The sequence below is a fragment of the Pseudomonas sp. GL-R-26 genome (genome assembly GCF_019947365.1).
GTDB lineage: Bacteria > Pseudomonadota > Gammaproteobacteria > Pseudomonadales > Pseudomonadaceae > Aquipseudomonas.
This window is the reverse complement of record NZ_JAGYGI010000014.1, coordinates 92,917-115,215: the sequence shown is the minus strand read 5'-3', so window position 1 is coordinate 115,215 and position 22,299 is coordinate 92,917. Positions and strand designations below refer to the sequence as shown.

Here is a 22,299-nt window from a genome sequence, read left to right as displayed (position 1 = left end):
TTTGTCCGACAATGCGTAGCGGCAGATGACCTCAGCGCAGCGCTTTGCGGTTACGCGAGGTCAGCAACGGCACCAGCACCACGATCAGCACGAAGGCGACCAGCGCCCACTGCGCCAGCGACAGACCGAGGATCGGCGGGTAGGGCGTGGAGCAGAAACCATCGACCTGGAAACCCAGCGGGAAGATCTTCGCCAGCGGCAAGTCATCGACAATCGGTTGCAGCACATCGATGCCGCAGCTGACCGCCGGATAGAACTGCGTAAAGACGTGATGCCCGGCAACGCCTGCACCTGCCACTGCACAGATCACCACCAGGGTTTCAAACACTGTGATGCTGCGGCGGGTGCGCATGGCGGCGCCGATGAAGGCGAAGATCGCGATCAGCAGCAACGCGTAACGTTGCAGGATGCACAGCGGGCAAGGGGCCTCGCCCAGAACAATTTGCATGTACAGCGCACCGCCGATCAGCGCCAGGCAAATGATGCCCAACAACACCAGGTAGCGCCGTTCACGCCCCAACCGCATGGATTCATCGCTCATCGCGTTTCCCTTCAAGATTTCGATTGCCCGCCAGTCTACACGCTGGCCCGGACCTTTGAGAGTCTGGAGCATGTGAGGGGGATTCGGGGGGAATAGACGATAAGGCGGTTAAGGAGGGATTAACTTTCTGGCTTTTTTCAGTTCAGGACTGAGGTGTGGCATTCGCGAGCAGGCTCGCTCCCACAATTTGATCTGCGTACGACACGGACCAATGTGGGAGCGAGCCTGCTCGCGATGAAGGCGACGCGGTGAGGCTGGCTCACCGCGCCCCCCCTTACTCCAGCGCCGCAGCCGGCCCGAAGAACTCATAGCGGCTTTGCTTCTCCGGCACACCCAGTGCCTTGAGGTGCCGCTTGATGGACGCCATGAAACCTTTCGGCCCCAGGAAGTAAACATCCAGGTCACGCTGCTCCGGCAGCCATGCATGCAACTGCTGCTGGCTCAACAAACCGACCTTGTGCGCCGCCGGGCTCACGCCGTCGTCCTCGGAGTAGCAATAGAAACGCTTGAGTTGCGGGTGACGCTCGGCCAGGCCATCAATCCAGTCGCGGAAGGCATGGACGCTGCCGTTGCGCGCGCAGTGGATGAAATGCACCGGCCGCTGGGTCTCCAGCGCCGCTTCGAGCATCGCCAGGGTCGGGGTGATGCCGACGCCACCGCTGATCAGCACCAGTGGCTTGTCGCTGGCGGTCAGGACGAACTCGCCCGATGGCGGGAACAACTGGATGCTGGCGCCGACCTGCAACTGGTCGTGCAGGAAGTTGGAGGCGCGGCCACCGTCCTCACGTTTGACGCTGATACGGTACTGGCCTTTGTTTGCCAGCGCCGACAGCGAGTAGTTACGACGGATCTCTTCACCGTCGAGGATCAGTTTCATGCCGATGTACTGGCCGGGTTCTGCCACCAGGATCGGGCCTTTGTCCGCGGGCTCGAAGTAGAACGAAGTGATCTCGGCGCTCTCCTCGACCTTGCCGGTCACGATGAATTCCCGCGCCCCGCGCCAGCCGCCCGGTGCCTGTTCCTTCTGGTCGTAGATGCTGGTTTCGGCACCGATCAGGATGTCCGCCAGCTGGCCGTAGGCCGCGCCCCAGGCTGCGATCACTTCCGGGGTGGCGATCTCTTCGCCCAATACTTCGGCGATGGCCCGCAGCAGGCAGGTGCCGACAATCGGGTAGTGCTCCGGCAGAATCTGCAGGGCCACATGCTTGTTGATGATTTTGGCCACCAGGTCGCCCAACTGGTCGAGCTGGTCGATATGGCGCGCATACATCAATACGCCGTTGGCCAACGCACGCGGCTGATCACCACTAGCCTGGTGGGCCTGGTTGAACAGCGGGCGGACTTCCGGGTATTCGGAGAGCATCATGCGGTAGAAGTGCGTGATCAGCGCCTCACCACCGCTTTCGAGCAGCGGCACGGTGGATTTGACGATGGCACGGTCTTGAGCGCTCAGCATAAGGTGACTCCTGGTCTTCTTGGATTGCTAACGGATTACCCTATGCTTATCAGCTTTCGTGCCAACTATTTAATCGTTATAAATCAATAAGTTAATAACTCAATAGTCATTTCGACACGACCTGCCTTATAGTCATACCGACTACACGGAGTCACTATGACTGCAAAATCCCTGCTCACTGCCCTGCTGCCCCTGGTCTCCGACCTGTCCCGCGAATTGCCCGAGGGCGAACGTTATCGCCGCCTGCTGGAAGCCATGCGCGCCCTGCTCCCGTGCGACGCCGCCGCCCTGCTGCGCCTTGATGGTGAATGGCTGGTGCCGCTGGCCGTCGACGGCTTGAGTACCGACACCCTCGGTCGGCGCTTCAAGGTCAGCGAGCACCCGCGTTTCGAAGCGCTGCTCAGCGGCCCCGGCCCGACCCGTTTCGCTGCCGACAGCGACTTGCCGGACCCCTATGACGGTCTGGTCGATGGCCTCGATGATCATCTGGAAGTCCACGACTGCATGGGTTGCCCGTTGTTCATCGACGAGCGCCCCTGGGGTCTGCTGACCCTCGACGCCCTAGACCCAGAGCGCTTCGAACCGATCGAACTGGATGCCCTGCAAGCCTTCGCCAGCCTCGCGGCGGCCACGGTCAACGCCGCCGAGCGCATCGAACGCTTGAACAACCGGGTCGAAGATGAACATCAACGCGCCGAGGTCTACCGCCAGGCCAGCGGCCAGCAGAATCGCGAGATGATTGGCCAGAGCAAGGCCCACAAGCGTCTGGTCGAAGAAATCAGCCTGGTGGGCGGCAGCGACCTGACCGTGTTGATCACTGGCGAAACCGGGGTCGGCAAGGAGTTGGTGGCCCAGGCAATTCACGCGGCCTCGCCCCGCGCCGACAAGCCGATCATCAGCCTCAACTGCGCCGCGCTGCCCGACACATTGGTGGAAAGCGAGTTGTTCGGCCATGTCCGCGGCGCCTTTACCGGGGCGATGAACGACCGCCGCGGCAAATTCGAACTGGCCAACGGCGGCACGCTGTTCCTCGATGAAGTCGGTGAGTTGTCGCTGACCGTGCAGGCCAAGTTGCTGCGGGTGTTGCAGAGCGGTCAACTGCAGCGACTGGGTTCGGACCAGGAGCATCAGGTCGACGTGCGCCTGATCGCGGCGACCAACCGTGACCTCGCCGAAGAAGTGCGCAGCGGCCGTTACCGCGCCGACTTCTACCATCGCCTCAGCGTTTATCCGCTGCTGGTACCGGCCCTGCGCGATCGCGGGCGTGATGTGCTGCTGCTTAGCGGTTACTTCCTGGAGCAGAACCGCTCACGCATGGGCCTCAACAGCCTGCGCCTGAACAGCGACGCCCAGGCCGCACTATTGGCCTACGACTGGCCCGGCAATGTGCGCGAGCTTGAACACTTGATCGGCCGTAGCGCCTTGAAGGCCTTGGGCAATTGCAAGGAACGGCCGAAGATTCTCAGCTTGAGCGCAGCCGATTTCGACTTGCCCAACGCCAGCGTTGAAGCCGCCGCCGAGCAACCCGTCGCCACCATCACGCAAGCGGTGACCGGCGATTTACGCGAGGCCACCGAGCATTATCAGCGCCAATTGATCGGTGCCTGCCTGGAGCGGCACAACAACAACTGGGCAAGCGCGGCCCGTGAGCTAGGCTTGGATCGGGCGAACCTGGGGCGGATGGCCAAGCGGTTGGGGATGAAATAGCGTCGCTATAGGGTGAGTGGAGTCTTTGTGGCGAGGGGGCTTGCCCCCGTTCGGCCGCGAAGCGGTCGTAAATCCGGCGACTCGGTTTGACAGTGGAAAGCCAAGGGCCGCTTCGCGACCCAACGGGGCGGTGCGGCGATCCGACAAGCCCCCTCGCCACAAGCAAGCTCCCTCGCCACAAAGGTCCACCGTTTGGTCCAAGATGGGAATTCACCCTAAAGCCTGCCCCCGACAAGTCGATAACCCGGCATCGAAGTCATTGGCGATCCCGGGATTGCCCGTCACCTTTTTCCAGAGAAGGTTCCTATGTCCTCCACCAAAGCCCGCGCAGACTCACTTTCGCTTCTGCTGTTTACCTTGCGCAGCGGCAAGCTGATGGCGATCAACCTGCTCAAGGTCAGTGAAATCATTCCCTGCCCGCCGCTGACCAGGCTGCCGGAGTCGCACCCTCACGTAAAAGGCATCGCCACCCTGCGCGGTGCCTCGCTGTCGGTGATCGACCTCAGCCGTGCCATTGGCGAGCGTCCGCTGGAAGACCCGAACGGCGGCTGCCTGATCGTCACCGACGTCAGCCGTTCCAAGCAGGGCCTGCACGTGCAGGCCGTGAGCAAGATCGTCCATTGCCTGACCACCGACATCCACCCGCCGCCCTTCGGCTCTGGTGGTTTGCGTGCCTATATCACCGGCGTGACGTCGGTCGATGGCACCCTGGTGCAAGTGCTGGACATCGAAAAAGTCATCCACGGCATCGCCCCGGCACAAATCGAAATGGCGCCGACCGAACTGAGCATGGAAGACGCCGAGCTGCTCGGCAACGCACGCATCCTGGTGGTCGATGACAGCCAGGTCGCCTTGCAACAATCGGTGCACACCCTGCGTAACCTTGGCCTGCAATGCCATACCGCCCGCAGCGCCAAGGAAGCCATCGACTGCCTGCTGGACCTGCAAGGCACCGCGCAGCAGATCAACCTGATCGTCTCGGACATCGAAATGTCGGAGATGGACGGCTACGCCTTCACCCGCACCCTGCGGGAAACCCCGGATTTCGCGCATCTTTATGTACTGCTGCACACCTCGCTGGACAGTGCGATGAACGCCGAGAAAGCACGACTGGCGGGGGCGAACGCGGTGCTGACCAAATTCTCTTCGCCGGAATTGACCCAGTGCCTGATCACCGCGGCCAAGGCTGTCGCCGAACAGGGTTATTGAATGTTGACCGAAGAATTCTGTTGGCTGATGCGGCGCGACCTCTCTGTCGTCGCGCCGTCCCCCGATTGGCCTGCTGGCCTGCAATTGAGCGAGTACCGCCCCGAACTGGGTGCCGCCGTACACCGGTTGATGGAGTTCGGTTATCTCGACGGTGGTGGTCGCGTAGCTGCGCTGGAGATGTGGCAACGGCAGTTCGAAACCGATCCGGAATATGATCCGGCCCTGTGTTTGATTGCCCTGGATGCCGGAGAAGTGGTGGGCGTGTGTCAGTGCTGGACCAGTGCCTATATCAAGAATCTGGTGGTGCATCCGCGGTTTCAGGGCCGGGGGTTGGGGCGTGCACTGCTGTTACAGGCGTTCAAGGTGTTCCAGCAGCGACGTGAAGGTTTCGTGGACCTGAAGGTACGTGAAGACAACCTTCGGGCGCGGCGCTTGTATGAAAGCGTCGGGATGCGCGCCGTCCGCCGGGAACCGGTTCCGCTCTGACAAACCGCCATTGCGAGCAAGCTCGCTCCCACAGGGGATTGCATTCCAAATGTGGGAGCGAGCTTGCTCGCGATGGGGCCGGCACAACCACCTCAAAACCTTCAGGCATACTCACCTTTCGGTCACAGCACCAAGGATGCCTGAACCATGAAAGCAGCAACCCTGACTATTCTCTGCCTCACTGCCCTCGCCACCCAGGCCCACGCCTCCAGCCCCAACGCCTGGGCCACCTACGATAAAGCCGTACTCACCAACTGCACCAAAGCCAGTGGCCTGAAGGACAGCAAACCGGTCGGCACCGCCGCGCAGTTCGATGACCGGGTCGGCTATACCGCGCTCCTGCTCCAGGGTCAGTACCCGCAAAAGCACATGAAAGGCGCACAAGGCACCGAGTTGTGCCTGTACAACAAAAAGAGCAAAACCGCGTACGTCACCGAATGGGACTCCATCCGCCCGGCCGGCAAGGCAAACTGAGTGGCGCATAACTTGCTTCGATCGCGACCTTTGCGGCGGCATTCTGTCGCCGTTTCATGCCCTGTGATGCGAATGAACGCTCAATGAATACAACCTTTTCCTGTGTAGGCTGCGGCAAATGCTGCAACGACCACCATGTGCCCCTGACCCTGGGCGAAGCCCGGATGTGGGCAGCCGATGGCGGTCAGGTGATCGTGCTGGTGGAAGCGTATCTGGGCAATGGCCTGGGTCTGCCGATGCACCAACGCGAACACGCCGAACGCCGTTCGGCGGCGGTGCGCAGCGGTGAATCCGAGGTGTACGTGGCCATCACCTTCGCCGCCTACAATGTCGGCCCCTGCCGGAATCTTGACGAAGACAACCTCTGCCGCATCTACGAACGCCGGCCGCTGGTGTGCCGTATCTATCCGATGGAAATCAATCCGCACATACCTCTGAACACCGCCGTGAAGGAATGTCCGCCTGAGTCGTGGGAAAAAGGACCGGACCTGATTGTCGGTGGTGAGTTGGTCGACCGGGAATTGTCGGAGTTGATCCAGCGCTCCCGTCAGGCGGATCGTGATGACATTCTGATGAAGGATGCGATTTGTGCGTTGCTGGGGATTCGTACGACGGCGCTGAAGGGCGACGGGTTTACCGCCTATCTTCCGGATATGGCGGAGTTCGCCGCGCTCATTGACGACCTGGCCGGGCAAACGTTGCCAGAGTGGGGCAGCGAATGGCTGTTTCATGTGTCCGGCGATGGCATTGCCGAGCAAGTGTTGGCCGCAGGTGCGCAATTGGCGGCGGATACGTCGGCGAATTACTCGTTTATTTCGTTGCGGGCGGTTTGATCCGAAGGATTCGTCACTTGTAATGGCCCCATCGCGAGCAAGCTCGCTCGCGATGGGGCCAGGTCAAGCACCGCAGCATGAAGGCCTAGCGCTTGCCCATCGACCGACGAGTCCCCGGCGGTGCCATGCCCGGTGTCTTGGTGTGGCCGTTCTTGGCGCCGTTCTTGTACCACGGCTGGTTGGAACCCTTGGCGGCCGCCAGCTCACCCGGCTTGAACGGGAATTTGAAGGTCGGGATCTCGGCTTTGGATTCGCTGTCGGCGCTGGAGTCGACGCTGTCTGGCAGCTCTGCCTGTGCGTCGCTCAAGGCGTCGGCTACCGGCGGTTGTTTCGGGGATGTCATGAAAGCTCCGGGTGGTGCATGAAATGTCGGGCCCGGTGAGTGGGCCGCATGCCACAGTATAAGAAGTGCCGCAGTATAACTGGATGGAGCAGCACAAGCTGCAAGCTTGCAACGACCGCTGAGCGACTCGCACAAATCCCGTGAAGAATGTTAGCGTGCTCATCATTCTTCACCGCCCGACGAGCCCCCCCTATGAAAAAGACTGTCCTGGCATTCAGCCGCGTCACTCCACAAATGGTTGAACGCCTGCAACAAGACTTCGACGTCATCGTGCCGAATCCGAAAAACGGCGACATCAACGCCCAGTTCAACGAAGCCCTGCCCCATGCCCATGGCTTGATTGGTGTAGGCCGCAAACTCGGTCGTGCGCAACTGGAGAACGCCGCCAGCCTGGAAGTGGTGTCCAGTGTCTCGGTGGGCTACGACAACTATGACCTGGCCTACTTCAACGAACGCGGGATCATGCTGACCAACACGCCGGATGTGCTCACCGAAAGCACCGCCGACCTGGCGTTTGCCCTGTTGATGAGCAGCGCCCGTCGCGTCGCCGAACTTGACGACTGGACCAAGGCCGGGCAATGGCAGGCCACTGTCGGTGCGCAGCTGTTCGGTTGCGATGTGCATGGCAAGACCCTGGGCATTGTCGGCATGGGCAATATCGGTGCGGCCATCGCCCGACGCGGTCGCCTGGGGTTCAACATGCCGGTCATCTACAGCGGCAACAGCCGCAAGACCGAGCTGGAACAGGAACTCGGCGCACAGTACCGCAGCCTCGATCAATTGCTGGCCGAGGCCGATTTCGTGTGCCTGGTGGTGCCGCTCAGCGAGAAGACCAAACACCTGATCAGCCATCGCGAACTGGCGCTGATGAAGCCGAGTGCCATTCTGGTAAACATTTCCCGTGGTCCGGTGGTGGATGAACCGGCGCTGATCGAGGCGCTGCAAAACAACCGCATTCGTGGTGCCGGGCTGGACGTATACGAAAAAGAACCGCTGGTCGAGTCGCCACTGTTCCAGCTGAAAAACGCCGTGACCTTGCCGCACATCGGCTCGGCCACCCATGAGACCCGCGATGCCATGGCCAACCGTGCCCTGGCCAACTTGCGCAGTGCGCTGTTGGGGGAACGACCGCAGGACCTGGTCAACCCGCAAGTCTGGAAGGGTTAAAAAAAGGGCAGGCGTTATAAGCGCCTGCCCTTTAATACAAAGAACAAAAACAATATCACTCTCAACCTGTAAAAAGCTGTCTGGATACACACCCTGCAATTCAGTCAATAAACATTCAATAAAACCACGCGCTAGACTCTCCTTACTTTTCCAGCAACAACGGGAACAACAAAGGAGACCATCACCTTGAACCCACTCACGACAAATAAAGTCATACGCTTCAGTAAAGCCACACTAATGTTATTCATTAGCTTTTTTGGATTGCTGGTGATGTACAGCAACTTTACAGACTATACAACCAACTACGAAAACATCAGTCACATCCTGAGCATGGAGACCACTGATGACGACGGGAGGTACAGCTACAGGGCCATTACCTCGCACATATTCCATCACCGAATCTACTGGTTCATCATTACACTTGAACTTATCTATACGCTCTTCTTCATGATCGGAACCTGTTATCTTTATAAAAACATGAATAGCAGCGCTGAAGAATTTCACGAAGCCAAAAAGCCCGCGATCATTGGATTATTCATTGCACTCTCGCTTTACTATGTCGGCTTTCAAGTTATCGGAGTGGAATGGTTCAACATGGACCAATCACAAGCCTGGAGTTACAAAGACTGGACCCGACACATTGTCGACTTCATACTTCCGCTGCTGATTTATATTGTGATAAAAGTCGAGCACTGAGGACTTCAGTGCTCAATGAGCATCGTTTCAAGCGAGCTTGCTACTTCCCTGTACCAAGCGTGGTTTTGGCTTGCGAAACACCAGTACGTTACCCAACATCACCAACACCAGCCCCAACAACGCCGGCACCGTCCATTGGTAACCCTCGGCGAACGCTGACACGTTGAGCGCCACCACCGGAAACAGCACCGTGCAGTACGCAGCCCGTTCAGGCCCCATGCGTCCGACCAGGGTCAGGTATGCGGTGAAACCGATCACCGATCCCGGAATCACCAGGTACAACAGTGACCCGATGTAACGCGCGCTCATCTCCATGTCGAAGGGAATGCCTTTGACCAGGCACCACACCGAGAGCATCGCCGCCCCGTAAGCCATGCCCCAGGCATTGGTGGTCAGTGGCTTGAGACCGGCCTTCTGCTGCAGGCTCGAAAGCATGTTGCCCGCCGAGAAACACAAGGTGCCGCACAGGGCCAGGCCGAGACCGAGCAAGGTTTCCGGACTCGCGGTATGCCCGGCCAGCTCCGGCCAGAACAGCAGTCCCAGCCCCAGCAGGCCCAACGCACCGCCCATCAGCACATTGCGGGCGATTTTCTGACCGAAAAACACCCGCGCATTGAGGGCATTCCACAAGGTGGCGGTGGAAAACACCACCGCCACCAGACCGCTGGGGATCCACTGGCTCGCCGTGAGGAAGCACATGAAGTTGACGCAGAACAGACACAAACCTTGAGCCAGGCAGATCAGGTGCCCGCGACGGTTCATCACTTGCAGGCGTCGGCTGAGCAGCAGGATCACGAACAGCACCAGCGCGGCGAGGCCGAAGCGATAGACGATCGACACGGGAATGGCCACCACGCCCAGTTGCCATTTCAAGGCAATCCAGGTGGTACCCCAGATCAGCACGGTCAGCAGGTACAAAGAAAGGTTCATGACTAAGGCTCCTCGATAGGAGCCCAGTGTCCGGCGCAACGCCTGGGCGCACTTGCATAAACTTGCGCTTTTGTCTGGCGACAGGCTGGCAGGCGCACGTCTACGGAGTAGGATGCAAGGCGTTGGAGAGAACCCATATGGCCGCACTGGACAACCTGCAAGTCTTTCAAGCCCTCAACCGCTCGCCGAATGCTCGCCTCGAGCACAGTGCCGAGCTCGGTGACGGCTTGTCTGCAGCCTTGTGGAGCAATCACCACGACGCCCAGGAATACGAAGCGCCGAGTCATCACACCTTGTCCTGTTACCTCGCCGGCGGCACCGGCACCTTTCGCCGCGACCAGCCCACCAACAAGGGCGGCCCGGACAAACTGTGCATCCTCCCGGCCGATCACCAGTCAGGCTGGGTGATCAACGGCGATATTCGCCTGGCACACCTGTATTTCAGCCCCGAACAGTTTGCCCTCGGCTGCGTCACCCTGCTCGATCGCGAACCACGGGAAATGCAGCTGCGCGAGCAGACCTTTCTCGATGATCCGCAGCAGGCGCTGCGCTTTCGGCAGTTGATCACCTTGAACTGGGACGAGCCGGGCGAGCGCCTGCTCACCAGCAGCCTGGCTCACGAATTGCTCAGCCATGCCCTGCTCAGCCAGGTCAACGTGCGTCAGGGTTTGCGCCTTAAAGGCGGGCTGGCCGCGCATCAGCGCCGGCATCTGGTGGAGTTCATCGACAGCCATCTGGACGAGGCCATCAGCCTCGGTCAGTTGGCGGCGTTGTGCGCGTTGTCGGAATACCACTTCGCGCGGATGTTCCGCGAAAGCTTCGGCTTGCCACCCCACCAGTACGTGCTGGCTCGGCGCCTTGAGCGGGCGCGGGAGTTGCTGCGCACGACCTCGCAGCCACTGGGGGAGATTGCGCTGGCTTGCGGTTTTTCCAGTGCCAGCCATTTCACCAACCGGTTTCGCCAGTCACTCGGCGGGACGCCCGGTGAGTATCGGCAGGCGTTTTTGCGTTAGGCCCGGGATCTTCGGCGCCACAATTGCCGCCTTCGCGAGCAGGCTCGCGATGAACGATGACGCGGTCGGTCGTCAGAACTCCAGCGTGCTGGACAGCGAAATCTGCCGCGAATCCCCCATGGAAACAAAGAACCGACTCGCCGCCGAGGTGTAGTAAGTGCGGTCGAACAGGTTCTTCACGTTGAGCTGAAACTTGACCGTCTGCCCTTCGACCCTGGTGTCGTAGGTGGCGAACGCATCGGCCACGGTGTAGCTCGGCAGGTCGAAATCGTTCACCGCGTTGCCCGCGCGCTCACCCACATAACGCGCCCCGGCGCCGACTCGCAGTTGATCACCGCCAATGACGCTGCCGAAGTCATAGACGGCCGACAACGAGCCGCTGTTCTTCGCCACGTTTTGCAGTTGATTGCCTTGGTAAACAGGGTCTTCGGTGACCTCGGCATCGGTGTAGGCGTAGCTGCCGATCATGCTCCAGCGATCGCTGAGTTGACCGCTCAAGTCCACTTCCAGGCCACGGGAGCGCACTTCGCCGGCGGCACTGTAAATCGTGGTCGGGCCTTCGGCGTTGGCCACCAGCACATTGCGTTTCTTGATGTCGAACAGTGCAATGTTGCCGGTGACGCGGCCCGGCAGATCAAGCTTGGCACCCAGCTCCCAGGACTTGGCTTCTTCCGGTGCGATGCCGCCGTCAAGCACAGTACTGCTGCCACTCAAGGGCGCGATGGTGGAGTTTGGCTTGAACGACTCGGTGTAGCTGCCATAGAACGACAATGCATCGGTGTACTTGTACACAAGGCCTGCGCGCGGCACCCATTTCTGCCCGTTGCTGTCGGTGTTGGCGTGGAACGGCACGCCTTTGCCGGCGTACTGGTCATACGCCTGGAAACGCGCGCCGGCCACCAGAGTCCACTGATCGGTGAGGTGGATGGAGTCTTGCAGGAAGACCGAATCGCTACGCAGTTCATCGGTCTGCGCACTGTCGGGCGCACTGACGGTGGTGCCCGGCACTTCCTGACCATAGATCGGGTTCACGTAGCTGAACTGGGTGCGGCTTTTCTGGCGGATCAGGTCTTCGCGGAAGATCTTGCGGTATTCGTCGTCGATGCCGAACAGCAGGTCATGCTGCATGCCGAGTACGTTCACATTGCCTTCGAGGCTAGCGGTGGTGAAACGGTCGGTGCTGATCGCATTCCGGGTGCCGTCCATGCTGCGGGTCAGGATGCCCTTTTTGGTGTCGATGGCGGTCACGCGCACCTGGCTGGCATCGTAGGTTTCGCGGTTCCAGCTGTAGCCGAAATGAGCTTTCCAGTTGTCGTTGAGTTCGTGATCGGCCTCGAAGTGATAGAGGTCCGAGCGCCCTTCCATGTTGTTGAACGGCTCGTCGAGGCGCTCGTTGCGCGAGATGTCCAGCGGATGGTTGGTCCGTGGATCAATCAGCGTGCCACGGTCGAACGGCGTGAGGAATTCGCGGTGCTCATAGGAGAACAGCAGGCTGGTGCTTTCGCCGTACCAGGCCAGCGACGGCGCGATCAGGCTCTCGCGATGCACACCGAAGTTGCGCCAGTAATCTTCGTCTTCGTAGTCCAGCACCATGCGGTAGGCCAACCCGGAATCGCCGAGGGCACCGGTGCTGTCGAGACCGCCGCCGCTGCCGTTCTTGCCGTCGCCATAGCTCGAACCGCGCGCGGTCAGTGCGTTGTATTGCTCAAGCTCGGGCTTCTTGCTGACCATATTGACCACGCCCCCCGGATCCTGGATGCCATAGAGCAACGAGGCCGGGCCCTTGAGCACTTCGACCCGGTCGACACTGGCGTTGAGGCCACGGCCCTGCACGATCGGCATGCCGTCGCGCATGATCGAGCCGTTACGGTTGTCGCCAAAGCCACGGACCATCACTGAGTCCTGGGTGCTGCCCAAGGTGTTGGCCTGGGTGATGCCGCTGACATTGGCCAGGGCGTCATCGAGATTGCGCGGCGCCTGGTCGCGAATGACCTGGGCCGGGACGACGTTGATGGTCTGCGGGATTTCCTGAATCGGGGCCGAAGAGCGCATCACCGAAGAGGTCGGTGGCGGCTGGTAGCTCATGGATTCATCCATCGACGAGGTGATGGTGGTCGCGCCGAGATTCAATGCGCCGTCGGTTGGCCGCGGTTCCAGTGCGAAGGTGTGGCCGTCGGTGCGACGGAAGGTCAAACCCGAACCGGTGAGCAGACGTTGCAGGGCCTGTTCGGCGCTCATCTGGCCGTTGATGGCCGGCGCATTGACGCCGTACGGCGCTTCGTCGGTGTAGACGACGCTGATGCCGGTCATCCGGCTGAAATCACTCAGGGCCTGGGGCAACGGTTTGGCGGCCAGCGCGAAATTGAATTGCCCACGGGGCTGACTGCTGCCCGCCTCCGCGGCCAGCGCCACGCTCAGCGGCAACAACGCCAATGCCGAAAAGCTCAACGCAGACACACCCAACCATTGTTTGACCGAACCCGACTTTGCCCTGGACTTCATGACTCATGACCTGTGTAGAACCGCAACGGATGCGAATGACTCGCAGTTTCAGTCACTACACGGATGGCAATCGGGTTTACCTCAGCAGAAATTTGAAAATATTTTTATTGAAAGAAAAGTGGCGTTTGACCCACCGACTTCATGAGCAGGCTCGCTCCCACATTTGGAATGCATTTCCCTGTGGGAGCGAGCCTGCTCGCGAAGAGGCCAGCAGCTTTAACGCAAAATAATCAGGTGCCCCAACACCTGATGCTGCTCAAACCCCAACACGCCCTGCAACGAACTCAACACTGCCTGCGGGTTCCTGCTCGGAAAGCTGCCACTGACCCGGCGCGTCGCCAGTCCATCGTTCAGTATCACAATCCGACCGGGGTAATAGCGCGCCAAATCCTGCACCACATCGGCCAACGTCGCCTTGTAGTAATTGAGCCAGCCCTGGCGCCATGCCAACTGCGCTTCGCTGTCCACCGCGTGGAGTTTTTCCGCCGAGCCTTCGCCATAGGCCACTTGCTGGCCGGCGGTGAGAATTTGCTGTTCGGCGTTCTGCTGCGCCGTCACGCCAACCCGTCCTGACAGCACCGTGACCTGCACGCCGTGGGGCTGCAAACGGACCTCGAACTGCGTACCCAGGACCCGCGCCTGGCCTTTCTCGGCGTCCACCACAAAGGGTTCCCCCGTATGCGTCACGCTGAAAAAACCGGCGCCGCGACGCAGTTGCACATGCCGCTCACCACGACTGAAATCTACGGCGATAGCGCTGTCGGCATCCAGTGTCACCTGCGACTGATCGGCCAGGGTGACGGTGCGGATTTCCCCCTGTGCCGAGACGTAATCCGCCCCCAGGTCATCAATCCAGCGCATCGGCTGCCAGCCTGTGCCGACACTGATCATCAACAGCAGGCACGCGGCCATCGCCAGCACACCGGACCAGCGCCCGACCGTGCTGCGCCGCGACTTGTCCATGGCGTTGAGATACCCCTGCAAGGCAAAAGCGTCTTCATTGGCGAGCGCGCGCGCCGGCCCTTCGCTCAACTCCCACAAGACCTGCGCCCGGGCATAGGCCTCGGCATGGGCGGGGTCGGCTTGCAACCACTGGCTGAACGTCGCCTGGTCACCGCTGCTGGGCTGGTCATGCAACAGACTCAGCCAGGCCAGCGCGGCCCGCTCCTGCGCGGGCGTCGGGGTGACGCGTTCGAGGTGGTTCACGATGCTTTCCCTGGCGTACGCGATTCGGGTTCCCGAAGGCTGGCCTTGCAGGCTTCGAGGGCGCGCATCATATGTTTTTCCACGGAACTTTGGGACAAGCCCATGGCCTTGGCGATCTCGGCGTACTTGCGGCCGTGAATGCGATTGAGCAAAAAGATCTGCCGCGTACGCTCCGGCAAGGCGCGCAACGCGGCTTCGACGTGACGCAAATCGTTGCCCGCCTCCAGCGCCGCTTGTGGCCCGCTGCCATGACTGTCCGGCGGCTCGACCATCAAGCCTTCGCTGGCCCGGACTCGCGTGCCTTCACTGCGCAAATGGTCGATGGCGATGTTGCCGGCGCAGCGCAGCAGGTAGGTGCTGAGTTCCTCGACTTGCACCAGCGGCCGCCGCCAGAAACGCAGGAACAAATCCTGTACCAGGTCAGCCGCCGTCGCCCGGCAACCGACACGCCGACTCACCAGTGCTTCCATTTGCGAACGCTGGGAGAGAAACACCTGGAGAAAATGCGCACGGTCGCCGCGCTGTTCATCGCACTCGATATCGTGGGAATCGGGGGGCAGAGTGATCATCGTTCATGTTTCGATCTGAAAACCGGTGAGGCCACGACAGCGTCAGGGGGCCGGCAAGGCCGCAATACTAATGATAAATATTCTCATATGCAAAAGGATCGGGTGTAGCCCCTATTTCGCCCGTTGGCTGCACCGCAAACCTGGCTGCCCCCGGAGCCAGCCAATGGCCATGGAATCCAAAAGCCACCGAAAACAAAACGGGCCTGCAATGCAGGCCCGTTTTCATGGGAAGGTAAAAAAGTGAATCAGGTGTCAGCCGTTAAGCGCTGCCTGTTCGTTCTCAAGAAACTCTTCTTCCAGCAGCTGGTCGGCATGGGCGTCACTCTCGATGGGCACCACATTAGCTCGTTTGCCGCGTAATTTGCCGAACATATGCTCCAGCGCATGTTCAAGTTTGGTGGCCGCTCCGTCGATCGCCTGCTCCATGGTGGAGGCCTTATGGGTGACGGAAACCGGCTGATGGCCTTTTGGCCGCGCCTCCAGTTGGCAGCGCATGTCGTGGGGACCGGGCTTATCGCCGTTCTCGTCCCGCAGGTGAACCTCGACTCGTGTCAGGTCCTCTTCGTAGCGTTCGAGCGTGCTCTCAATGGTCGTACGTACCCACTCCTCCAGTCGTTTACTGCCTTGAATATGGTTATCGCTATTGACTTGGATTTGCATAGTTCATCCCTTATTTCAGCTAGCTCGCGAGAGGCCGGTCAGCTAAGCCCTTGGGCGTCATCACCGTGACCTCTTACTTACACAATCGGTCTGTACGCTGAACAATTCAACCCCTGAAAAAAGATAAATATTCATACGCAAAAAAAGCCGGACAACGAGCAAAAGCGCTGTTACTGTCGGGAGTTGGGTCACCCTGCTTACCCGCCAAAATTCCTCACATTTGCCGCTCCCCCAACGGGTGCATGCTGCGAAAAGCACCCGCCTCCTCCACCAACCAATCGTGCACCGCGCGCACACCCGGATGGCTCAACGCCCCCGGTGCGTAAAGCAGCATGTAACGCTTGTGATTGGGCACCGCCAGGCCAAACGGCACGATCAAGGCACCACGCTCCAACTCATCATTGAGCAACGTTCGTCGCGCAATCGCCACGCCCATCCCGGCGATGGCCGCTTCGATCGTCAGGTGATTGCGATTGAACGTATGCCCGCGTCGCACATCCGCCCCCTCGAAGCCGATGGCATTGAGGTAAAACTCCCATTCCGCGTACTCATAGCTGCCGCGCCAGGCGGTGATGTCGTGCAGCAAGGGAAAGTGCATCAGGTCTGCCGGACCGTGCAGCGGAGGACGACCACGCAACAGGCTCGGCGCGCACACCGGAAAAATCTGTTCATCCAGCAAGGCTGTGGATAGCAGGCCCGGGTAGCTGCCGTCGTTCAGGTCGATCGCCAGGTCGAAGTCGCCTTCATGCAACGGCACGCTGCTGTCCTCGGCCACCAGGCGCAACTGAATGTCCGGAAAACGCTGCTGCAAACGCGGCAGGCGCGGCGTCAGCCATTTGCTCAGGAACGACGGAATCGAACGCACCCGCAGAATCCCGCTGATCATGCCCGCGTCCAGTCGCCGCAATTCCGCGTCGATGCTGCCAAAGGCCTCGTTAACGGTAATGGCCAGGCGCTGGCCCTCTGCGCTCAGCTCAACTCCGCGGGCGCGGCGGTGAAACAGGCGAAAGCCCAGGCGCTCTTCCAGCTGGCGGATCTGCTGGCTGACCGCTCCCGGTGTGATGTGCAGCTCTTCGGCGCATCGCGTGAACGACAGGTGCCGTGCGGCACAGGCAAACACGTTCAGCCAGACATACGTCTGGGCGTGTAATTGACGGCTCATCGTTTAGCCCTGCTAAAGGATGTCTTAGGAATTTTCGTTGGTCACGCAGGATCGTGACAGGCAGTATCGCCCAAATTGCGCTTGTCCTACAGAAATGGCAGCGATTTCCCTTCCATTGAATGTGCAGGCTTTAGCATGGCTATCAGTGTTTTCGATCTCTTCAAAGTCGGCATCGGCCCGTCCAGTTCCCATACCGTCGGTCCGATGCGCGCTGCCGCAACCTTTGCCCAAGCGCTGGTCGATCACGGTCTTCTGGCTGACGTGCGACGCGTGGAAATTCGCCTTTACGGTTCTCTGTCGGCGACCGGTGTCGGCCACGCAACGGACCGCGCCTGCGTCATGGGCCTTATGGGCGAATGGCCCGACCGCATCGATCCCACCAGCATCGACAACCGCATTCACACCCTGCGCAAAACCGGCAAATTGTGTCTGGCAGGCGCTGTGGAAATTGCCTTCGACTGGCAACGCGATCTCCTGCTGCTAAACGAGAGCCTGCCCTACCACCCCAATGCCATGTCCCTGACAGCCTTGGGTGAAACCGGCGAACTGTTCGAGCAAACCTATTACTCGGTGGGTGGCGGTTTCATCATCGAAGCGGCCGAAGCCGAATCCGGGATCGCACCGACCGGGGATGTGGTGCTGCCTTACGATTTCTCCAGCGCCGCCGAACTGCTCAAGCTCTGCAACCAGCACGGGCTGCGGGTGAGCGAACTGATGATGGCCAACGAACGGGCATGGCGCAGTGACGCAGATATTCGCCAGGGCCTGTTGCATATCTGGTCGGTGATGCGCGAATGCGTCGAGCAGGGCTTGCGCCACGAAGGCATCTTGCCCGGCGGTCTGAATGTTCCGCGTCGAGCGGCGAAACTGCATCGCAGCCTGCAGGAAATCGGCAAGCCGAACGTCATTACGTCCACCTTGTCGGCAATGGAATGGGTCAACCTGTACGCCCTTGCCGTGAACGAAGAAAACGCCGCCGGCGGGCGTATGGTCACGGCACCGACCAACGGTGCGGCGGGGATCATTCCGGCGGTGCTGCACTACTACATGAAATTCAATGCCGATGCGTCTGACGATGACGTGGTCGCATTTTTCCTGGGCGCCGCTGCGGTCGGCATCCTGTGCAAGAAAAACGCCTCGATCTCCGGAGCCGAAGTCGGCTGCCAGGGTGAAGTCGGCTCCGCCTGCGCCATGGCCGCCGCCGGCCTGGCAGAGGTGCTTGGCGCCACCCCGGAGCAACTGGAAAACGCCGCCGAAATCGGTCTGGAACACAACCTCGGCCTCACCTGCGACCCGGTTGGCGGACTGGTGCAAGTGCCGTGTATCGAGCGCAACGCGATCGCTGCCGTGAAGGCCATCAACGCCACGCAAATGGCCCTGCGCGGCGACGGCAAACACTTCATTTCCCTGGACCGGGTGATCCGCACCATGCGCGATACCGGGGCCGACATGCACGACAAGTACAAAGAGACATCGCGGGGCGGCCTGGCGGTGAACTGGGTGGAGTGTTGACCGTTTAGGTTGCACGCCAGCCGTTATTGCCCTGAAACGGGCAGGCAAAAGGCAGACAAAAACCAGGCGGGCCTCAGTGCCCGCCTTTTTGTTACCGGTTTTTTGTCCAACAATTTTCCGGCATGGGCCTTGCTACTTCCCTGCTGGAACAATGATGGCGAGATGGCCGGTGGTCTGGCATTGCGAACCAACCCGATCACGGCTGGTCAACAACTGCACGTTCAATCAGGCGGTGACGCATCATGGACAACCCTTTCCAGCTCATTACCGATGCCTTTGCAGCGGATTACCAGATCAACCTGAGCATTCAGGGCCTGGATGGCAGCATCATGCTGACCCTGTCCAACAGTGGACACGTAGTCGCAAAGCGCATGATCAGCGCCGAACAACGCAATGACCCCGAGCGCCTGAAACGACTGGTGCAAAGCATTCAGTTCGGCATTGCCATCGAGCAGGGCCACAGCGCCGTGGCCATCCTCGAATCCATGACCGATGACGGCACGCGCAGCCTGCCGCCACCATCAGCCAATGGCCGTCCCCGACCCGCCATGGGGCTTTAGAGCTCGCCCTTTTCTACTTCCGGATGTTCACTGGAGCCCGCACCTGTCTTGCGGTGTGGGTTCTCGATCTTCACCGAAGGAAATTGCGACGAAGCGTAACGCACCACCAGAATCGCAAACGCCAACAGCAGAATCCCGCCGCACAGGTAGATGATCCCCAGGTCCGGCGGGTTGTGGTGCGAAACGTTGGAAATCAGCAGCCGCGTCAGCGCGGTGATCGCCACGTAGATCAGGAAGCGCACGGGCATGTGGTTGGTCTTGAAGTAAATCCCGACCATCGCCCCCAGTTCCAGGTAGATGAACAGCAGCAAGATGTCATCGATCTTGATGTGCCCTTCTTCGATCATCCCGAGAAATTCCATCACCGCCGCCCACGCGGTCACCGCACCAATGGCGAACAGCGCCATGTAGTGAAAGGTTTCGACAAACAGATTGCCCAGGGACTCGGCCAGTTCATGCACGTTCTGCCGCAGTTTTTCGGCCCAGTTGATTTTCACTATGCTGCTTCCTTAGGTCGATTCGACCGGATGATGCGGGTTGGACGTGACGGTTTTCCTGCATGCAGAAAAAAGGCCAGCCCATGATGGCGAGCCGCTCTGGATTACGCGCGGTGGCGTTTGGTCGCACCTGTGCAGCGCCTCGCCTGACAAATCTCGAATCCGGTCTACATTAAAAAGCCACTACCCAAAAGACAGGGTTTCGCTTATCCTTTAGCTGTATATAGATACAGTAGTCGAAATCGACAACCAATGTGAAGGCATGTGAGGTGGTGAATGGCCGTCGAAGTGGTATACCGCAGCAGCCGAGATCTGGAGCGCTTGTTCATGGATAAAGCCGAAGCTGACCGTCATGACAAAATGCTCGAACTGGCCGAACTGCTGGCTGAAGTGTTGCAAAAAGCCGTTCCGTCCCTGACCGAGCAGCAAGTGGAAGAAGCCGGGATCTACATGGCGAAGAATCGCGATGTGTTCGCCAAGGCGTTCAAGAGCCAGCCGGACGCCCTGTCCGAACTGCTCAGCGCACCGGTGGAAGTCGCACAACCTGTTGCAGCGACCGAGGTCGTTGAGGCCGCAGAGCAGATCACCCCGGCCAAGCCTGCCAAGGCCCCCAAAGCCGCCAAGTAGGCAAAGTCCGAATTGAACAGGCCCTGAGTCGAATGACCCAGGGCCTTTTTCATGCCTGTGGATAACGCATGCCCGATTCAGCGGTACAACACTTTCTCCGCCAACTCGTCGGCCACCCGTGCAGGGGAACGTTTTTCCGCTTGGGCGTGGGCGAACACTTCGGTCAGGCGCGAGCTTATTTTCGACAGGTGTGCGGTGATGGTCGACAGTTCTTCGCCGCGGTGCTTGAGCGACACGTAAATCAGCCCACCGGCGTTGATCACGTAATCCGGCGCATACAGAATGCCGCGGCGTTCCAGTTGGTCGGCGACATCCAGATGCGTCAGCTGATTGTTCGCCGAACCGGCCACCGCCGAGCAGCGCAACTGCGTCACGGTATGGCTGTTGAGTACACCGCCCAGGCCGCAGGGCGCGAGGATGTCGCAAGGTGTGCTGAGCAGTGCTTCGTTGGCAATCGGGTGCGCGCCGAGTTGCTCCATGGCCAGTTGCACCTTGCCGTGATCGATGTCGCTGACCAGCAGTTCGGCACCGGCGGCGTGCAGCTGTTCGGCCAATGCATACCCGACATTACCCAGGCCCTGGATGGCCACGCGCAGGCCTTCGAGGTTGTCGCTGCCGAGCCGGGCCATGGCGGTACTGCGGATGCCGGTGAACACCCCCATCGCCGCGTGTGGCGCGGGGTCGCCCGCCGAGGTGGTGCTGGTGACGTGCTGGGTCTGCTGGGCGATGCAATCCATGTCCGCCACTGACGTGCCACTGTCGATGGCAGTGATGTAACGGCCCTCGAGCTGTTCGATGCAGCGTCCGAAGGCTTCGAACAGCGCCGCACGGTTTTCCACATGGGCCGGGCGCACGATCACCGCCACGCCGCCGCCCTGGGCCAAACCGGCCAGCGCAGCCTTGTAGCTCATGCCTTGGGCCAGGCGCACAGCATCCTCGACCGCCGATTCGTCGTTGGGGTAGGCAAGGTAACGGCAACCACCCAGGGCAGGCCCCAGCCGGCTGTTATGAATGGCAATGACCGCCTTCAACCCGGTGACCGAGTCGACGCTCAGATGCAGCGATTCAAGGCGAGTGCTTTGCATGAGAGCGAACATCGTAAGGCTCCCGAATCACGTCTTGTAGACGCCAGTATAGGCTTGCGCCCAAAAATTGCAGAAGCGCACCGGAATAAGCACGGCCCCGAAGCAGGCTTTCGGAAATAACCTGTGGTCGCCCTTTTGCAGCACTGGACGAATGCCGGAGAGGGGGCTAAAACGAGGCATTGCCCGGAGATTTTGATGACCCCGCGCCAATCGTTCTTCGCCTGCCTGCAACGTTCACCGCCCGCGCTGTTCGAGGCGGCACTGTGGATTGCGGCCGAGCACGACAGCGAGGTGCAGCCGCAAGCGTTGATGGCCGATTTCCAGGAGTTGCAACAACGAGTCAGCGGCGGCTTGCCGATGCTGCCGGTCAGTGAACTGGCCCAGCCACTGCTGCGGCGCATGAATGATATTGGCTTCGCCCAGGACGACTTCACACCTTTGCGCCCGCAAGTGGCACTGCTTGACAAGGTACTGGAGCGCCGACGAGGGCAACCCTTGACGTTGGGGCTGATTGCGCTGGAGTTGGCCAAGGGCCTGGAGATTCCCATGGTCGGGGTCAACTTCCCCGGGCATTTCCTGCTGCGGGTGCCGGGCGCCGATCATTTGCTCGACCCCTGCGGCGGCCGTCGCCTTTATCCGAACGATTGTCGGGAACTGCTGCACCGCCAGTATGGCCCGAACATTAAGCTCAGCGCCGAGCACCTGGTAACCGCCGAGCCGGTGCAGATGCTGCAACGGCTGTCGCGCAACCTGCGCCAGCTGTACCTGTCCCACGAAGATTTCATCAATGCCTTGATCGACGCCGAGCGCGTCCTGGAACTGGGCAATGCCACTGCCGCCGACTATCTGGCCCGGGCCAGCCTGTACCAACGGCTGGACTGCCCGAACGCCGAGCGTTTTGACCTGGAGCATGCGCTGCTGCTCAGCGACGACCCGATCCAGCGGATTCGCCTGACGGAACGACTGGGGCATTTGCCGCCCAATTCCATCGTCCATTAAAAGCAAAAGATCGCAGCCTGCGGCAGCTCCGAGGATCGGGGTAGGAAATGCCGCAGGCAGCGATC

Annotated in this window: 22 protein-coding genes and 1 pseudogene; 12 read left to right on the top strand and 11 right to left on the bottom strand. The window is 60.3% G+C overall.

Translation table 11 applies throughout. The annotated features are described in order from the left end of the window. Positions 1 to 31: 31 nt before the first annotated feature. Positions 32 to 541 (bottom strand): disulfide bond formation protein B, encoded by a 510-nt coding sequence (locus tag KGA96_RS16510; RefSeq protein WP_046040167.1) that lies wholly within the window; start codon positions 539 to 541, stop codon positions 32 to 34. Positions 542 to 815: 274 nt separating this feature from the next. After that, positions 816 to 1,997, bottom strand: a complete 1,182-nt coding sequence (gene hmpA, locus KGA96_RS16505) for an NO-inducible flavohemoprotein (protein WP_046040165.1) — start codon at positions 1,995 to 1,997, stop codon at positions 816 to 818. A gap of 156 nt (positions 1,998 to 2,153) precedes the next feature. Here hmpA and norR point away from each other — a divergent pair, with 156 nt between their 5' ends. The 5 genes from norR to KGA96_RS16480 all read left to right on the top strand — a co-directional run bounded on the left by norR (position 2,154) and on the right by KGA96_RS16480 (position 6,706). Beyond that, positions 2,154 to 3,704: a nitric oxide reductase transcriptional regulator NorR gene (norR, locus tag KGA96_RS16500; RefSeq protein WP_046040163.1), complete on the top strand. Its 1,551-nt coding sequence runs from the start codon at positions 2,154 to 2,156 to the stop codon at positions 3,702 to 3,704. 306 nt (positions 3,705 to 4,010) lie between these two features. Then, entirely contained in the window at positions 4,011 to 4,913 is a 903-nt protein-coding gene (locus KGA96_RS16495; protein ID WP_046040162.1) for a chemotaxis protein CheV, read from the top strand. After that, positions 4,914 to 5,399: a GNAT family N-acetyltransferase gene (locus KGA96_RS16490; RefSeq protein ID WP_223513654.1), complete on the top strand. Its 486-nt coding sequence runs from the start codon at positions 4,914 to 4,916 to the stop codon at positions 5,397 to 5,399. A 147-nt stretch (positions 5,400 to 5,546) separates the two neighbouring features. Continuing rightward, entirely contained in the window at positions 5,547 to 5,873 is a 327-nt protein-coding gene (locus KGA96_RS16485; protein ID WP_223513652.1) for a hypothetical protein, read from the top strand. A gap of 83 nt (positions 5,874 to 5,956) precedes the next feature. After that, positions 5,957 to 6,706 carry a YkgJ family cysteine cluster protein gene (locus tag KGA96_RS16480; protein ID WP_046040154.1) on the top strand — a complete coding sequence of 250 codons (750 nt, stop codon included), beginning with the start codon at positions 5,957 to 5,959 and terminating at the stop codon, positions 6,704 to 6,706. An 85-nt stretch (positions 6,707 to 6,791) separates the two neighbouring features. Here KGA96_RS16480 and KGA96_RS16475 read toward each other — a convergent pair whose 3' ends face one another. Continuing rightward, positions 6,792 to 7,049, bottom strand: coding sequence for a hypothetical protein (locus KGA96_RS16475; RefSeq protein WP_046040152.1), 258 nt, complete (start codon positions 7,047 to 7,049; stop codon positions 6,792 to 6,794). Between the two features lie 192 nt (positions 7,050 to 7,241). Here KGA96_RS16475 and KGA96_RS16470 point away from each other — a divergent pair, with 192 nt between their 5' ends. Together KGA96_RS16470 and KGA96_RS16465 are read left to right on the top strand one after the other, a co-directional pair. Beyond that, positions 7,242 to 8,216, top strand: coding sequence for a 2-hydroxyacid dehydrogenase (locus KGA96_RS16470; protein ID WP_046040150.1), 975 nt, complete (start codon positions 7,242 to 7,244; stop codon positions 8,214 to 8,216). 186 nt (positions 8,217 to 8,402) lie between these two features. Beyond that, the gene (locus KGA96_RS16465; RefSeq protein ID WP_046040149.1) at positions 8,403 to 8,912 is read left to right on the top strand and encodes a DUF2165 domain-containing protein; all 510 of its coding nucleotides are present in this window, start codon (positions 8,403 to 8,405) and stop codon (positions 8,910 to 8,912) included. 27 nt (positions 8,913 to 8,939) lie between these two features. On the opposite strand, the gene KGA96_RS16460 is transcribed toward KGA96_RS16465, so the two are convergent. Beyond that, positions 8,940 to 9,842 carry a DMT family transporter gene (locus tag KGA96_RS16460; protein WP_223467449.1) on the bottom strand — a complete coding sequence of 301 codons (903 nt, stop codon included), beginning with the start codon at positions 9,840 to 9,842 and terminating at the stop codon, positions 8,940 to 8,942. Between the two features lie 137 nt (positions 9,843 to 9,979). On the opposite strand from KGA96_RS16460, the gene KGA96_RS16455 reads away from it, so the two are divergent. Then, positions 9,980 to 10,855, top strand: a complete 876-nt coding sequence (locus KGA96_RS16455; protein ID WP_223467451.1) for a helix-turn-helix domain-containing protein — start codon at positions 9,980 to 9,982, stop codon at positions 10,853 to 10,855. A 72-nt stretch (positions 10,856 to 10,927) separates the two neighbouring features. Here the strand turns inward: KGA96_RS16455 and KGA96_RS16450 are convergent, their stop codons facing one another. From KGA96_RS16450 to KGA96_RS16430, 5 genes are all read right to left on the bottom strand, one after another. Then, on the bottom strand, positions 10,928 to 13,357 hold the full coding sequence (locus KGA96_RS16450) for a TonB-dependent siderophore receptor (RefSeq protein WP_223513650.1): 2,430 nt from the start codon (positions 13,355 to 13,357) through the stop codon (positions 10,928 to 10,930). Between the two features lie 216 nt (positions 13,358 to 13,573). Next, complete coding sequence (locus KGA96_RS16445) at positions 13,574 to 14,563, bottom strand: FecR family protein (protein ID WP_046040142.1); 990 nt, start codon at positions 14,561 to 14,563, stop codon at positions 13,574 to 13,576. After that, the gene (locus KGA96_RS16440; protein ID WP_046040141.1) at positions 14,560 to 15,132 is read right to left on the bottom strand and encodes an RNA polymerase sigma factor; all 573 of its coding nucleotides are present in this window, start codon (positions 15,130 to 15,132) and stop codon (positions 14,560 to 14,562) included. Before KGA96_RS16440 ends, KGA96_RS16445 begins: the two co-directional genes overlap by 4 nt. Positions 15,133 to 15,384: 252 nt before the next feature. After that, the gene (locus tag KGA96_RS16435) at positions 15,385 to 15,792 is read right to left on the bottom strand and encodes an HPF/RaiA family ribosome-associated protein (protein ID WP_046040140.1); all 408 of its coding nucleotides are present in this window, start codon (positions 15,790 to 15,792) and stop codon (positions 15,385 to 15,387) included. A gap of 214 nt (positions 15,793 to 16,006) precedes the next feature. Then, positions 16,007 to 16,954: a LysR substrate-binding domain-containing protein gene (locus KGA96_RS16430; protein ID WP_046040138.1), complete on the bottom strand. Its 948-nt coding sequence runs from the start codon at positions 16,952 to 16,954 to the stop codon at positions 16,007 to 16,009. Positions 16,955 to 17,089: 135 nt separating this feature from the next. Here KGA96_RS16430 and KGA96_RS16425 point away from each other — a divergent pair, with 135 nt between their 5' ends. Continuing rightward, a complete protein-coding gene (locus tag KGA96_RS16425) occupies positions 17,090 to 18,466 on the top strand; it encodes an L-serine ammonia-lyase (protein WP_223513647.1) in 1,377 nt (458 codons plus the stop codon). A gap of 242 nt (positions 18,467 to 18,708) precedes the next feature. After that, complete coding sequence (locus KGA96_RS16420) at positions 18,709 to 19,026, top strand: DUF3509 domain-containing protein (protein WP_046040134.1); 318 nt, start codon at positions 18,709 to 18,711, stop codon at positions 19,024 to 19,026. Here KGA96_RS16420 and KGA96_RS16415 read toward each other — a convergent pair. Next, positions 19,023 to 19,523, bottom strand: a complete 501-nt coding sequence (locus KGA96_RS16415) for a phosphate-starvation-inducible protein PsiE (protein ID WP_046040131.1) — start codon at positions 19,521 to 19,523, stop codon at positions 19,023 to 19,025. The two genes, KGA96_RS16420 and KGA96_RS16415, sit on opposite strands and share 4 nt — an antisense overlap. Positions 19,524 to 19,799: 276 nt before the next feature. Here KGA96_RS16415 and KGA96_RS16410 point away from each other — a divergent pair. Next, a pseudogene (locus KGA96_RS16410) lies at positions 19,800 to 20,039 on the top strand (YebG family protein); the annotation flags it as partial. A gap of 188 nt (positions 20,040 to 20,227) precedes the next feature. Here KGA96_RS16410 and KGA96_RS16405 read toward each other — a convergent pair. Beyond that, a complete protein-coding gene (locus KGA96_RS16405) occupies positions 20,228 to 21,247 on the bottom strand; it encodes a Glu/Leu/Phe/Val dehydrogenase family protein (protein WP_046040126.1) in 1,020 nt (339 codons plus the stop codon). A gap of 183 nt (positions 21,248 to 21,430) precedes the next feature. On the opposite strand from KGA96_RS16405, the gene KGA96_RS16400 reads away from it, so the two are divergent. Next, the gene (locus KGA96_RS16400; RefSeq protein WP_046040124.1) at positions 21,431 to 22,234 is read left to right on the top strand and encodes a SirB1 family protein; all 804 of its coding nucleotides are present in this window, start codon (positions 21,431 to 21,433) and stop codon (positions 22,232 to 22,234) included. Positions 22,235 to 22,299: the final 65 nt, after the last annotated feature.

Excerpts from the sequence above, each read along its gene's own strand:
- KGA96_RS16510 (WP_046040167.1), bottom strand. The coding sequence starts at position 541 with ATGAGCGATGAATCCATGCGGTTGGGGCGTGAACGGCGCTACCTGGTG.
- hmpA (WP_046040165.1), bottom strand. The coding sequence starts at position 1,997 with ATGCTGAGCGCTCAAGACCGTGCCATCGTCAAATCCACCGTGCCGCTG.
- norR (WP_046040163.1), top strand. The coding sequence starts at position 2,154 with ATGACTGCAAAATCCCTGCTCACTGCCCTGCTGCCCCTGGTCTCCGAC.
- KGA96_RS16495 (WP_046040162.1), top strand. The coding sequence starts at position 4,011 with ATGTCCTCCACCAAAGCCCGCGCAGACTCACTTTCGCTTCTGCTGTTT.
- KGA96_RS16490 (WP_223513654.1), top strand. The coding sequence starts at position 4,914 with ATGTTGACCGAAGAATTCTGTTGGCTGATGCGGCGCGACCTCTCTGTC.
- KGA96_RS16485 (WP_223513652.1), top strand. The coding sequence starts at position 5,547 with ATGAAAGCAGCAACCCTGACTATTCTCTGCCTCACTGCCCTCGCCACC.
- KGA96_RS16480 (WP_046040154.1), top strand. The coding sequence starts at position 5,957 with ATGAATACAACCTTTTCCTGTGTAGGCTGCGGCAAATGCTGCAACGAC.
- KGA96_RS16475 (WP_046040152.1), bottom strand. The coding sequence starts at position 7,049 with ATGACATCCCCGAAACAACCGCCGGTAGCCGACGCCTTGAGCGACGCA.
- KGA96_RS16470 (WP_046040150.1), top strand. The coding sequence starts at position 7,242 with ATGAAAAAGACTGTCCTGGCATTCAGCCGCGTCACTCCACAAATGGTT.
- KGA96_RS16460 (WP_223467449.1), bottom strand. The coding sequence starts at position 9,842 with ATGAACCTTTCTTTGTACCTGCTGACCGTGCTGATCTGGGGTACCACC.
- KGA96_RS16455 (WP_223467451.1), top strand. The coding sequence starts at position 9,980 with ATGGCCGCACTGGACAACCTGCAAGTCTTTCAAGCCCTCAACCGCTCG.
- KGA96_RS16450 (WP_223513650.1), bottom strand. The coding sequence starts at position 13,357 with ATGAAGTCCAGGGCAAAGTCGGGTTCGGTCAAACAATGGTTGGGTGTG.
- KGA96_RS16440 (WP_046040141.1), bottom strand. The coding sequence starts at position 15,132 with ATGATCACTCTGCCCCCCGATTCCCACGATATCGAGTGCGATGAACAG.
- KGA96_RS16435 (WP_046040140.1), bottom strand. The coding sequence starts at position 15,792 with ATGCAAATCCAAGTCAATAGCGATAACCATATTCAAGGCAGTAAACGA.
- KGA96_RS16430 (WP_046040138.1), bottom strand. The coding sequence starts at position 16,954 with ATGAGCCGTCAATTACACGCCCAGACGTATGTCTGGCTGAACGTGTTT.
- KGA96_RS16425 (WP_223513647.1), top strand. The coding sequence starts at position 17,090 with ATGGCTATCAGTGTTTTCGATCTCTTCAAAGTCGGCATCGGCCCGTCC.
- KGA96_RS16420 (WP_046040134.1), top strand. The coding sequence starts at position 18,709 with ATGGACAACCCTTTCCAGCTCATTACCGATGCCTTTGCAGCGGATTAC.
- KGA96_RS16405 (WP_046040126.1), bottom strand. The coding sequence starts at position 21,247 with ATGTTCGCTCTCATGCAAAGCACTCGCCTTGAATCGCTGCATCTGAGC.
- KGA96_RS16400 (WP_046040124.1), top strand. The coding sequence starts at position 21,431 with ATGACCCCGCGCCAATCGTTCTTCGCCTGCCTGCAACGTTCACCGCCC.